This window comes from Providencia sp. (genome assembly GCF_003533305.1).
Classification (GTDB): domain Bacteria; phylum Pseudomonadota; class Gammaproteobacteria; order Enterobacterales; family Enterobacteriaceae; genus Providencia.
The window spans coordinates 64,756-76,947 of sequence record NZ_DOEH01000019.1 but is presented as its reverse complement, the minus strand read 5'-3'; the positions used below and the strand labels follow the sequence as shown (position 1 = coordinate 76,947).

Below are 12,192 nucleotides of genomic sequence, written 5' to 3'. Positions count from 1 at the left end.
TATCAATCATCAAAATAATTTAAGTGATGATAAGAAAACTAAAGATTTGAATACTACAATTCCAATACCTGAAAAAAGTAAACGTTTGAAGCGGATACAAATGACAGCAATGATCCTTTTATTTTTAGCTGCCATTATAAACTATCTTGATAGAAGTTCGCTTTCTGTAGCAAATTTAACCATTAGAGAAGAGCTAGGTCTAAGTGCAACTGAAATAGGCATATTATTGTCAGTTTTTTCATTGGCTTATGGTATTGCACAATTACCTTGTGGCCCACTGCTTGATAGAAAAGGGCCTCGGTTAATGCTTGGTATTGGCATGTTTTTTTGGTCATTATTTCAAGCCCTGTCAGGGCTAGTTCATTCATTTACCCAATTTGTATTAGCTCGGATCGGAATGGGAATTGGTGAAGCGCCAATGAACCCATGTGGAGTAAAAGTAATTAATGACTGGTTCAATATTAAAGAACGTGGTCGCCCTATGGGATATTTTAATGCGGCTTCGACAATTGCGATGGCAATAAGCCCACCATTACTAGCTGCAATGATGCTAGTTATCGGTTGGCGGGGTATGTTTATCACCATTGGTGTACTGGGAATGTTTCTCGCTATAGGCTGGTATATGTTATATCGCAATAGAGAGGAAGTTGTCTTAAATAGTGATGAACAAGATTATTTAAATGCGGGAAGTGTTAATGTTAAACGCGATCCATTAAGTTTTTCTGAGTGGAGAGGCTTATTTCGTAATCGTACAATGTGGGGAATGATGTTGGGCTTTAGCGGTATCAATTATACGGCTTGGCTCTATTTAGCTTGGTTACCAGGCTATTTACAGACTGCATATAATTTGGATTTAAAAAGCACAGGGATGATGGCTGCAATTCCATTTTTATTTGGCGCAGCAGGAATGTTACTAAATGGATATGCGACAGATTGGTTGGTAAAAAAAGGAATGGCTCCTTTAAAAAGTCGTAAAATAAGCATTGTTGTTGGTATGGTTTGTTCTGCAATATTTACTTTTATTGTGCCACAGGCTACGACATCAATGTCTGCAGTTTTACTGATTGGTATGGCGCTATTTTGTATTCACTTTGCGGGTACTTCTGCATGGGGACTTATTCATGTTTCAGTAGCTTCAAGGATGACTGCTTCTGTTGGCAGTATTCAGAATTTTGCGAGTTTTATCTGTGCATCTTTTGCTCCGATAGTGACAGGGTTTATTTTAGATAAAACTAATTCATTCAATTTAGCGTTAATTATTTGTAGTTGTGTAACGTTGTTAGGCGCATTTGCTTATATTTTTTTAGTACGTCAACCTATTACAGATACCCGTAGCCATTAGGTATCAAATAAGGCCACATGACTATTTATTGTGGCCTTATTATGTATCAGATAAATGTTCAGTATTACAATGTAATAAATAAATTATGTTAGTTACTTTAATCAAACCCTATTAAAGGTCAGCGATAAATTAAGGTGAAACCTGCCGTTGTTTGTAACTTTCCTTCATGAATTTTAGGATCAATTTGGAAATAACGACCACTAAGCGCAAAATTATATACACCAGTAAGAGCTTGATTTCCAGCGATGACATCCCACTGAGTGCCATCATTAACATAATCTTGTGTGTCAGATCCTAATGGTTTGATATCATTATTAATTAATAATTGAACGCCAATACCTTTTGCTGCATTGGGACCAGTTAGATTATTTAGCAATACACCCTGACGACGCAAAGCTTGATCCGCTTCATTTCCTGAAATTCCTTCAAAAATAGAAGCACGAATATGACGAATTGAGTTTGTCCCTGAACAATTAACTAATATATCAATTTTTTGTTGGCCATTTTCACCATAAGCCGTACTGCCAGGACCTGTAAATTGCTGGCTACTGACTTTGCCTAAATTTAATATTTGTTCACTATTTGAGAATTGGTAGCGACATGATTCTTTAATATAGTTAATTGAAGCATTACTGGCATTTTTTAAAGGGATTGTCCATGTGCCACTAAGAACTAGATTACCCGAACTATCAAATAGTTGGACTGTTCTTGGATACAACGGAGTAACATTAACAGGGATAAATACTTTAGAAGCGTTATCATTGAGTAACTCATTAGTGCGAACTAAAGTTACTTTGATAGCCATTGCAAATTGAGCGGTAGATTGGCAATACATTTCAATATCATTAGCGCCTGTTGCACTGACTTTGCTGTAGCGGGAAACTACTGGATCTATATAAGTTCCTGAAATTGCACCACCAATATCTAATCGATAACCTATACCTGGTATATTTGATTGAAGAATGGCATAGCCATCCTTTTCTCCAAGAACAACACCTATACTATCGGCGGTAATAGCTGCTCGATAATATTGACCTTTATTACAGTTAAATCTAGGCTTTGCATATGACATATGAAAGTGAGTCACATACAATAATTCGATAGGCTTATTTTTAATATCTATAATAATGTCACCAAAATTATAGGTGCCAGATAATACCGTACCCAAAGTAGCTTTAATATTGGAGCCTCGCCATCTCGGTGGGACATGTCCTGAAGTATCATCAATTATGCTGTAGGTAAGCCCAGTTGTACTGACCATAAATGTACTAACTAGTAATATGATTTTGGCTATCAGTGGTATTTTCATTATTGCTCTTTTGTACAAGTCAAATTAAGGGTTGTGATTTTTTCATTATGAAGGTTCTTTGCAATGATATCCTCTAGATCAACCTTGCAAATATCTTGTTCGCCTGCATTAGTATGGATATAAATATGATGTAACTGTGCGTTTAAATTTAAAAATATTTTTCCGCCTTGTCCTACAAAAGTCAGCGATTGGTCTTGATCATCATAAACTGTAGCCCCTAATGGTAATGGGTTATTATTTTTATCGGTAATTCTTAAGACAATAGGTGCGCCAATTTTTGTTTTTAAATCAACGAATACTGCGCTACCCGAGCGTGGAATAACCATTTGTTTAGATTCTTCAATGGTGTATTGTTGGCTTAAGTCTTTAGTATCAATACCAACTAAATTTTTACGATAAGGAACTAAGTTCGGCTGTATGGCATATCCCCAACGGTTTGTTGTTGTATCAGCACCTAATACATGGGCATTTTCTACTCCTTCAGCTTTGATAATAGCAAAGGAGTTACCTAGTGTGTTCGAAAATAAAACTCCGCCGGAGTGCCCGACGATTGCGCCATTTGCACTTAGATTAAGCGTTTTTGCATCTTGATATTGACTATAGTCTGTTGATAAATTAGCAAATGAAGATTTATAATTTACGCTGGCTGAACCATAATGACTTTGTTCATTATCATATTTATCTTGTCCGACGTTTACGAAATAATCAACAGATTCTCCTATTGCACCATTCACACCGACACCAAGATTTTGAGTTTTATTCGCGGATAAATAGCTGCTAGTTAGGTTCATCGTATTCTCATTAGAGTAGAGTGGAATACTGACTGACATAGAAAATAAAGTATCATTATTAAATTGATTATTAATTTTCTGTAAAGAGGTAGTGAGTCCAATATCACGAATATTTGTATTATAAGATACAGTGTATTGTTTATTTTGACTGCTACCATTCCAATAGTCGGCAAGCGATCCGCTGAGGTTCAAATTACCTAACTGATAAGGAAGGCGTTGGCTCATTGATAAGGTATACTGTGTTTTTAATTTATATTTATTATTTTGTTGTTGATTATTATAGTCGGAATCATTTTGGTTCATCTGCATTGCAGTATAGGCATTAGTATAGTTTTTCGAATCGTACTGAATTGAAGATAAATTAATATAGGTTTTAGTTTCAGCAAAAGATTTACTGTAGCTTAGTTTATAGGCATTACCTTCTAAATTTTTATTACTATTTTTTAGTTTAGCTTTTGAATGGAGCATTTCAGCATTGAAAGCACCTAGATTGGTATTAACAGTAACACCTAATGCATTAGATAAATAATCTTGGCTAGCAATTGTCCCTAGAGAAGTTGAAAGATAGTTATTCACACCGTAACGCATTGATGCATCAAAAATGGGGTCACCAAAGACACTATCTTTATAACGTAATTTACCGGCGCCTATATCAAAATCTATTTTACCAGGTCGTGTAAAAGATAAGCCACTTTGGATAGGGATTAACATTTTTTGAATTTCCCCATTAGATTCTATGATTTCAACAAGTAAGTCACCAGAGTAGTAAATGGGTAATAAATCATTAATTTCAAATGGTCCAGCAGGAACTACGGTACTATAAATTTCTGTATTTGAGTTCGGTAAGTAAACTTTAATTTGTGCTTGCGATTTTGCTATACCCTGAATAGAGGGCGCGAAGCCAGTTTCCCTATTTGATAACATACTGTTATCATTACGCAAGCGAACGCCTCGTAATGAGCTCCCATTGGAAAAAATAGAACCTGAATAAAAATCACCAAAGGTAAGTTTACTTTTAATTAGGTCTACATCTCTTTCTAGGTAAGTATTTATAGCGGTGTACTGATCATCATAAATTTGACTGTCATGACGTAATCGCCATTTAAAAAGGTTAATACCTGAGTTTAAACTGAGTGAATTAGTTGTTTTGGAGTAGCCTTCTGCTCGGGTAGTATAGCGGTTGAAAGAATAATTACTAAAGATTACAGCATTACCTTCATTCCAATTAGCAGGATTATTTTCAGGAGCGATATTTTTTATCAAATCTCTTTGTGGAATAGTAATTGAAAGTTGTTGTTTGCTAAAGTTAAAATTAAAAGAAGATTCAGGAATCAATGCCGAAAGAAATACACAGGTGTCATTACCATTACTTTCGATTTTTTTATTATAACTTTCCATTAGTGAATCGATGATGCCAAGGGAATTTATAAGTTTTTCAGTTAAGCAAATTTGTAATATATCATCCGATTTTTCAAGCTTAACGAGTAATCTATCTACAAATTGCTCGTTTACATCAATATCTAAGCTATATAGGCCCGGAGTATCATCATTGTTACTGATGAAATTGTCGAGAGAGGCGTCACTACTTACGGCATAGTTTTTAATAAATGCAGGGTTAAATTCCATGTCATCATCATCAACTGCAGCATGGGCGCTGATGATAGACATAGAAAATAATACCAGTAATAATAATGGCTGTGATATATAGCTTCTCATAGACTAAACCAAATGAGGTTAATTAATTAATTATTTTTGTCAAATCCGAACTTCCACCTGAGTCATTGATATAGCTGAATTTTATTTCTATAGGCTGGTTAGGAAGCGAGGATAGTTTGTTTATTTTTGTTTTTGTTGTTCCACCAAATGGTGCCATCATATTGAAGTCAGATTGAGTTTCATACTCGGTTTTATTAATAATAACCTTTGCTTTATTAAGGGTAATATAAAAACCACTACTATTATTAGCTGTGAGGTAAATACCATCTGCTTGCTTGATTATTTTCCATTCTAGATTATCGATAGATGAATCATATTCACTGGCTATTTGTGCTGGTCGATAGAATAACTTGAATTTTGATAGAACAGAAATCTGAAGACTATTTGCAATTTCTTTATTTTTAGGCGGAATATCTAAAACATTCAATGTAAAAATAGTTTCTCTATCCGTTGCTAATGGCTCTCCGGTATAAAGGATACGGACAGTTTGTGCATTATTTGGTTTAAGTTTAAATAAAGGCGGTAAAATAACAAAAGGTGCATCATCAATATCAGCTTTAGTCGTTTGCTTATCTGTTCTTTTCTCTGAAAATCCATTAGTAAGCCAAACTTGGCTTAATGCTACTTTGTTGCCTGTATTTTCAATATTAACTGATATCTCTTTTTCATCTGAGGAGTATACAAATCGAGTGCCTGTAACCACAATACTTGAATAAGCGGGAATGGTTATTAAAGACAGGAGGATTAGGAGCGTTTTTTTGATCATAGTAAATTTAGATGCTCTTTAGTAAGGAATACAAATAGGAATAAGTTGATTAGAGCAAACTAATCAACTTATTTCCAATTAGTTTTTTAATAGAGAGTTATTTATAAATAATTTCGAAATCAACAGTTGTTTCTACTAAGCCTGGTTCGACTATTCCTGTAGAGTAATATTTAGCAAAGTAATTTAACTGTGCTTTATCATTACTGATTTTAGTATAGCTAGTATTTTGAGTTGTTGTATCGCCACCTAGCATAATTTTAGAGTCATCTTGATTATATAGTGCAATATTAATGTTTTTAGCTGTTGTTGCACCAACACCGTCTGTTTTTAGCGTATTTGTCTCTAAGTCAATATTTGGACCAACAAAGCTTAATCCAACATCTTTAATTGTATCGGATGAATCGCAATGAGTTAATCCAATGGAAAATGGTGTTGTACCTGTAGTGTCGCCCGGGTGTGTTAATGATACAGAACTTATTTTTGGTAACGTAACTGTTTTACTTTGATCTGCCGCTTCAACAACGCAGCTTTGTGTGACAACTTCACCTTTAAAAGTAATTTTACCATCTGCGGCTATAACACCTGTAGAAATTACGGTTAATACTAATGCAGTAATTAAATTAATGTTTTTCATGGAGTGCTCTCTTTAATCTAAATCAATATTTATGAATTTATAAAATCTGTTTCTTTAACTTGGATACACTTTAACATATTCACTTACACTGATTGAATTGATCTAGATCATTATTCTAATTCATAAAATAATATGCTAGTTAGTGTGCATTTAATTGGAATTAAATTTTATTTATAGTGTTGTTTTCTGGTGTATTAATCTATTTTCATTGCTTTTTGTGGGTATAAAGGGTGTTTTATCAATAGTTGTTTATATGATAATGAGATCAATATCACACCATGAATTAATCTATTGATAAATATATATTAATTTATTATTAATATATTAATTAAGGCTTTTTTTCATATTATTTATAATGTTTTTAGGAACTATAATAAATAATTTCATGTACTCATAAGCTAGTGCTTTAGTTATTAAATGGTCATTTTAGTAAAAATAAAAGTATATTTAATAAAATTAAATTAGATTTTAAATTAATAAAAAAAAGACTAAACAAAAATTAATTTAATCTATTGCCTATTTTTTGTGTTTTACTTTGTGTTGTAACAGTATGAGTTTATTGAAAGAGCTAGAGAAAACCTGATTAACTTAAACTAGATGTGAAAGTTAAACAGGTATTGAATTATTGATATAAATTGAAATTTAGGTACTGCAAGCGTATCTATTACTTTGTAATCGTAATGCCTTCTAGTCCCCAATGATGTGTTATTTCTCTGATGATCAGTAAAAATGCACTAAATGACTTATCTAATGGCAAGGTTGTTGAGTTTGATGGGCCACCATTAATGACATTCACTAATTCATTAAATGCTCTTTCTATTTGTGAGGTCGATATAAATTGCTTTAGGTCAATAGTATCTATAGGTATTTGTTTTAATTCTTCATTGGTGCACGAAAGGCTAATTTTTCCGGTAGGAAATAGTTTTCTAGCAGGAATAATAGTGTCTTCAATATGCTCAATAGCCATTTCAGCTTCATAAGGCGTTATTGGCGAGTGTTGTAAACGATATCCATTTATATTTGTCAGTCCAATAGGCAGTGTTATGTCATCTGATTGATACGTTAGAACGCTGAGATCGTTTTTGATGGTGAGTTGAATATAGGTTGTCATACAGACTCCTGAGTACCAAGTGGGATGATTTTTATTATTTTATTAATTGCTCATAATGATTAATTTTTTGTTTTAAGCTGACTAAATGTTCACTAAGTACGGTTAACTGTGCCTCTAGATTATCATTATGTTCAATGAGCAGTGTCATTCTCTGTTGTACCGTAGTGTTGCCTTCTTCTCTGAGCTGGGCATATTTTTTTATATTTCTTAATGGCATGCCAGTTTCTTTTAAACGAGCAATAAATTTAATCCACTCAACATCTCTATCTGAATAAAAACGGTGATTATTGTTTTGTCTCGCAGGCTTTAGTATCTGTTCCTTTTCATAATAGCGCAGCGTATAGGTGCTAAATCCCGTTAAATTTGCAAATTCACTAATTGAGTAATTCATCTATTTTCCTAAATGCCTTGACTTAGAGTTAGCTCTATCTTTTACCCTTTAGTCCATGTTGTCAAAGGAGGCGTTATGAAAAATAAGAAATATGTTGTTATTACAGGTGCAAGTTCGGGTATTGGGCGCTCAATGGCAAAAGCATTCGCGGGTAGAGGATTTAATGTTGTGGTTGTTGCTAGGCGAGTGAGTTTATTACAGCAACTAAAAGATGAAATTATGGAGGTAAATTCAAAAATTGACGTGATTATAAAATCAGCTGATCTATCTGTACCTGAAAATGCCATTTTACTTTATAACTCACTGGCAGAAATTGATATTCAAGTTTGGATAAACAACGCAGGCATTGGCTATTATGGGGAGGTATCAGAACAACCTATTGATGAGCTTAATCACTTGTTAAATTTAAATATAAATTCTTTAACGATCCTCTCCTCATTATTCGTGAGAGATTATCATCATATTGATAATAGCCAATTAATTAATATTAGCTCGGCTGGTGGGTATACTATTGTGCCAACAGCTATTACTTATTGCGCATCCAAATTTTTTGTTAATGTATTTACCGAAGGATTAGCGAAGGAACTACTCGCTTCCGATGCTAAATTGAGTGCTAAGGTATTAGCACCCGCAGCGACAAAAACAGAGTTTGGCCAAGTTGCTAATCGAATTGAACACTATGATTATGATGCATCTTTTGGCACTTATCATACGAGTGATGAATTAGCTGAATTTGCATTAAAGTTATTTGATTCAGATAATATTGTGGGTTTTGTTGACCGAGAAAGTTTTAGTTTTGAGCAATGCGACGGAAAAATCCCTTACGCAAATAATAATAAATTTAATCAAAAGGTACCTTGATTTAAAAATGCCGCTAGAGCAATAAGTTTTAGCGGCATGAATAATGATTATAATCCATGCTTAAGGTTATTAATAAGCATATTTATAGCACTACGGTAACGAGTTAATTCAGGGTTATCTTCGATTGAATTAGGCGTGCTTATCGTTGGTTGTTTAGTGACTGAAAGAGATTCTCCATGGGTATAATCCACTAATATATGTGTCCATTGCAATGCTTCTGTAGAATGGAGTCCTCGTTGTTCTAATAAGAAAACTAGTTTCTCTGTTATTTTTTTAGCTTGTTCAGGAAATGCATTGGGGAGATTAAATATCGCCAGAGTGAGTGCAGGGTAACGTGTAACTTGTGTTCTATAGGCCAATAAAATAGCCTCAATTTGTTCACTATTCGTCCCTTTTAAAGTAGGAATAATATTAGCGTATAGAGAGTTTGCGATAGCTTTTATTAAGCCACTACGGTCTTGAAAATGATGATAAATCGTCATTGGATTGATATTCATTTCCTTCGCAAGCGCACGCATGGTTAAGTTATCAAAGCCATCACGGTCGATAATCAATAATGCATGAGTAATAATATCCTCTGGAGAAATTTGGGGTTCACTTGCTTTAGGTCTACCGCGGCTGCGTTGAGTCATATTGATATCTCAATTCTTGTTTTGTTATGTTTATTTTTAGTGTATTTATCGTTTTATAATATATTTTGATTGCACAAATCCTGATGGGAATGTTTTTGTTTTTTGATGTTGCAGAAATATATCATTAGGAATATCGCCAAATAATCGACGGCCATTGCCAAGTAAAAGAGGAATTTGAGTAATGATCAGGTCAGTGATTAGGGCATCATAAATGAAAGATTGAACGACACGCCCTCCGTCGACATAAACACGCCGACATCCTTCGTTTTCGAGTAAAGCCATTGCTTCTTTTGGTGTTTTATTCACAAAACGCACTTTACCGATAAGATCAGTAGGAGTTGATTGGTCTGCCAGTGTTTTAGAAAGCACAAGCACAGGGATATCATAAACCCAAGGCCTAATAGCACTGAGTGTTTCAAACGTTCCTCGTCCCATAATAATGGCATCAATATTCTGCATAAATTGCACATAGCCATGATCTTCATTTTTGGTATCTATTTCATGTAACCAATCAATATTTCCATTCTCACGAGCTATAAAACCATCTACGCTTGTTGCTATAAATATATGTCCTGTGATCATTTTCAGCCTATAAATATTAATAATTATACGGTGTATAATAAATGAAAGATGGTGAATTTCAAGAGGTAAAATTTTTGTTCTTACTCGATTGGATTTAGGGGTTTTGAATACTAATGTATATTAAGATTAACGCGATAAAATATATTGTTTAGCTTAGGTTGACAAAATTAATACAAATTATAGAATGTACGTTATTGGTCTTAAAGACTCGTAAGCGTTTACGTAAATCAACGCATATAACTTTGTTGTACTAACAGTTATGTGCTGTTGTGTACCGTTTAATTTGGAGTCTTTATGTCATTTCAAGACAAAAATTATGTTTTAGGTTTCCCTAAACTTCCTGCTAGAGCAATGATTTTCCTCGTACCTTTTTTCTTATCTTTAGTAATGAGCGGCATTGTTTCGCTTATTAGTGTCATCAGAGCACTAGGCTTTACCTCTGAAATCTTATCACCTTGGATAACTTCTTGGGGGCTATCGTGGATGATTGCTTTTCCTACTGTGTTATTTGTACTGCCAATAGCAAGGCGATTCTCTCTATTGTTAGTTAAATCAACATAAATTTTATGTCATCTATTTAACCATGGATGGCACTAGTTTTTGCATTAGCTTAATTATTTAATTTAATAATTAAGCTTTTACCTGTTGATGAATTAATTGATGACTCAAATAGTATTTAAATTTTTGTCTAGGGTAGTGTAATATGAATAAATAAAATATTTATAATCAATATATTAAAAGAGATTTTATGTCCTTTAAAATGATAGTTTTATTCTTTATCACTGCGCTTGCTGAAATTGCGGGGTGTTACTTTCCCTATTTGTGGATGAAAAAGCAAGGTGGCCCATGGTTGTTACTACCAGCCGCTTTAAGTTTAGTGTTGTTTGTATGGTTATTAACCTTACACCCTGAAGCGAGTGGGCGAATTTATGCAACTTATGGGGGAATATATATTGTCACTGCATTGATATGGTTGCGTGTGGTCGATGGGGTGCAGTTGACAACCACAGATTGGGTAGGTGCTTTAGTCGTACTATTGGGAGCTGGTATTATTATTAGTGGTTGGAAATAGTTTGTTTAAATATATCGGCGCAGGATTTTTATTTTGCGCTTTAAATTATTAATTAAGTTTTCTGTGAGATGATTAATTAATATATGAGCTTTTATAAATAATTAAACGATATTTTATTTTGGTTTTATCTCATGTTTTAAATACCCGAAATTAAACTTATCTCAAATTTCACTATTTTAGTATGCTAATGTTTAACTATTTTTCAAAATGTAACACTTGATCCAAATCAATTTAACAAAAAATACTCTATTAGTAGTAAATTTAATTGTTGGTTAACTACTCAGTTAATATTAATTAAACATTTATTTTCACATTAATTGATTTTAGGCAATAACTCATCATATTAGGCTGCTATTCTCTCATCGTTTTATACAAAAAAGATAAAGAGGTTAGTAATGAACGTTAGTCGCAGAAAGTTTTTTAAAATCTGCGCTGGCGGGATGGCAGGTACAACTGTAGCTGCGTTAGGTTTTATGCCTGGAATGGCAATAGCTAATGTACGTGAAAATAAATTACTTCGGTCGAAAGAGACTCGTAATACTTGTACCTACTGTTCTGTCGGTTGTGGGTTATTAATGTATAGCATGGGCGATGGCGCCATGAATGCTAAATCCGCTATATTTCATGTTGAGGGTGATTCTGACCACCCTGTAAACCGTGGTGCACTTTGTCCGAAAGGGGCAGGACTACTGGATTATATTCACAGCGAAAATCGTTTACGTTATCCTGAATATCGAGCGCCAGGCTCAGATAAATGGGAGCGCATTAGTTGGGATGATGCATTCACGCGTATTGCGCGTTTGATGAAAGATGACCGCGATGCCAATTTTGTTGAGAAAAATGCGGCAGGCACAACAGTAAATCGTTGGTTATCAACTGGAATGCTGTGTGCATCGGCGGCAAGTAACGAAACTGGAATGCTAACCCAAAAATTTGCACGATCGCTCGGTATGCTCGCGGTCGATAACCAAGCGCGTGTCTGACA

12 protein-coding genes and 1 pseudogene are annotated in these 12,192 nt (G+C 34.1%); 5 read left to right on the top strand and 8 right to left on the bottom strand.

Annotated features, from left to right (window positions below):
- Positions 1–46 precede the first annotated feature (46 nt).
- Entirely contained in the window at positions 47–1,342 is a 1,296-nt protein-coding gene (locus DD649_RS12100; protein ID WP_336430816.1) for an MFS transporter, read from the top strand.
- Positions 1,343–1,460: 118 nt separating this feature from the next.
- On the opposite strand, the gene DD649_RS12095 is transcribed toward DD649_RS12100, so the two are convergent.
- The 6 genes from DD649_RS12095 to DD649_RS12070 all read right to left on the bottom strand — a co-directional run bounded on the left by DD649_RS12095 (position 1,461) and on the right by DD649_RS12070 (position 8,060).
- Complete coding sequence (locus tag DD649_RS12095; RefSeq protein ID WP_336430802.1) at positions 1,461–2,651, bottom strand: fimbrial protein; 1,191 nt, start codon at positions 2,649–2,651, stop codon at positions 1,461–1,463.
- The gene (locus tag DD649_RS12090) at positions 2,651–5,158 is read right to left on the bottom strand and encodes a fimbria/pilus outer membrane usher protein (RefSeq protein ID WP_294107263.1); all 2,508 of its coding nucleotides are present in this window, start codon (positions 5,156–5,158) and stop codon (positions 2,651–2,653) included. The genes DD649_RS12095 and DD649_RS12090 overlap by 1 nt, the downstream gene beginning before the upstream one ends.
- Before the next feature lie 22 nt (positions 5,159–5,180).
- Positions 5,181–5,924: a molecular chaperone gene (locus tag DD649_RS12085; protein WP_294107262.1), complete on the bottom strand. Its 744-nt coding sequence runs from the start codon at positions 5,922–5,924 to the stop codon at positions 5,181–5,183.
- Between the two features lie 97 nt (positions 5,925–6,021).
- The gene (locus DD649_RS12080; protein WP_294107261.1) at positions 6,022–6,558 is read right to left on the bottom strand and encodes a fimbrial protein; all 537 of its coding nucleotides are present in this window, start codon (positions 6,556–6,558) and stop codon (positions 6,022–6,024) included.
- 664 nt (positions 6,559–7,222) lie between these two features.
- A complete protein-coding gene (locus DD649_RS12075) occupies positions 7,223–7,669 on the bottom strand; it encodes a hypothetical protein (RefSeq protein ID WP_294107260.1) in 447 nt (148 codons plus the stop codon).
- Positions 7,670–7,703: 34 nt separating this feature from the next.
- The gene (locus tag DD649_RS12070) at positions 7,704–8,060 is read right to left on the bottom strand and encodes a MerR family transcriptional regulator (protein WP_294107259.1); all 357 of its coding nucleotides are present in this window, start codon (positions 8,058–8,060) and stop codon (positions 7,704–7,706) included.
- 75 nt (positions 8,061–8,135) lie between these two features.
- On the opposite strand from DD649_RS12070, the gene DD649_RS12065 reads away from it, so the two are divergent.
- Complete coding sequence (locus DD649_RS12065) at positions 8,136–8,921, top strand: SDR family NAD(P)-dependent oxidoreductase (protein WP_336430801.1); 786 nt, start codon at positions 8,136–8,138, stop codon at positions 8,919–8,921.
- Between the two features lie 47 nt (positions 8,922–8,968).
- Here DD649_RS12065 and DD649_RS12060 read toward each other — a convergent pair whose 3' ends face one another.
- Together DD649_RS12060 and DD649_RS12055 are read right to left on the bottom strand one after the other, a co-directional pair.
- Positions 8,969–9,553 (bottom strand): TetR/AcrR family transcriptional regulator, encoded by a 585-nt coding sequence (locus DD649_RS12060; RefSeq protein WP_294107257.1) that lies wholly within the window; start codon positions 9,551–9,553, stop codon positions 8,969–8,971.
- A gap of 45 nt (positions 9,554–9,598) precedes the next feature.
- Entirely contained in the window at positions 9,599–10,135 is a 537-nt protein-coding gene (locus DD649_RS12055; RefSeq protein WP_294107256.1) for a dihydrofolate reductase family protein, read from the bottom strand.
- 294 nt (positions 10,136–10,429) lie between these two features.
- On the opposite strand from DD649_RS12055, the gene DD649_RS12050 reads away from it, so the two are divergent.
- The 3 genes and pseudogenes from DD649_RS12050 to DD649_RS12040 form a co-directional block, all read left to right on the top strand.
- Positions 10,430–10,696, top strand: coding sequence for a DUF2798 domain-containing protein (locus DD649_RS12050; protein WP_294107255.1), 267 nt, complete (start codon positions 10,430–10,432; stop codon positions 10,694–10,696).
- A gap of 187 nt (positions 10,697–10,883) precedes the next feature.
- Positions 10,884–11,207 (top strand): YnfA family protein, encoded by a 324-nt coding sequence (locus DD649_RS12045; RefSeq protein ID WP_294107254.1) that lies wholly within the window; start codon positions 10,884–10,886, stop codon positions 11,205–11,207.
- Positions 11,208–11,602: 395 nt separating this feature from the next.
- A pseudogene (locus tag DD649_RS12040) lies at positions 11,603–12,192 on the top strand (molybdopterin-dependent oxidoreductase); the annotation flags it as partial.

Bases quoted from the DNA above. Each gene is read 5' to 3' on its own strand.
- DD649_RS12075 (WP_294107260.1), bottom strand. From the start codon at position 7,669: ATGACAACCTATATTCAACTCACCATCAAAAACGATCTCAGCGTTCTA.
- DD649_RS12080 (WP_294107261.1), bottom strand. From the start codon at position 6,558: ATGAAAAACATTAATTTAATTACTGCATTAGTATTAACCGTAATTTCT.
- DD649_RS12085 (WP_294107262.1), bottom strand. From the start codon at position 5,924: ATGATCAAAAAAACGCTCCTAATCCTCCTGTCTTTAATAACCATTCCC.
- DD649_RS12050 (WP_294107255.1), top strand. From the start codon at position 10,430: ATGTCATTTCAAGACAAAAATTATGTTTTAGGTTTCCCTAAACTTCCT.
- DD649_RS12045 (WP_294107254.1), top strand. From the start codon at position 10,884: ATGTCCTTTAAAATGATAGTTTTATTCTTTATCACTGCGCTTGCTGAA.
- DD649_RS12095 (WP_336430802.1), bottom strand. From the start codon at position 2,651: ATGAAAATACCACTGATAGCCAAAATCATATTACTAGTTAGTACATTT.
- DD649_RS12090 (WP_294107263.1), bottom strand. From the start codon at position 5,158: ATGAGAAGCTATATATCACAGCCATTATTATTACTGGTATTATTTTCT.
- DD649_RS12065 (WP_336430801.1), top strand. From the start codon at position 8,136: ATGAAAAATAAGAAATATGTTGTTATTACAGGTGCAAGTTCGGGTATT.
- DD649_RS12070 (WP_294107259.1), bottom strand. From the start codon at position 8,060: ATGAATTACTCAATTAGTGAATTTGCAAATTTAACGGGATTTAGCACC.
- DD649_RS12060 (WP_294107257.1), bottom strand. From the start codon at position 9,553: ATGACTCAACGCAGCCGCGGTAGACCTAAAGCAAGTGAACCCCAAATT.
- DD649_RS12055 (WP_294107256.1), bottom strand. From the start codon at position 10,135: ATGATCACAGGACATATATTTATAGCAACAAGCGTAGATGGTTTTATA.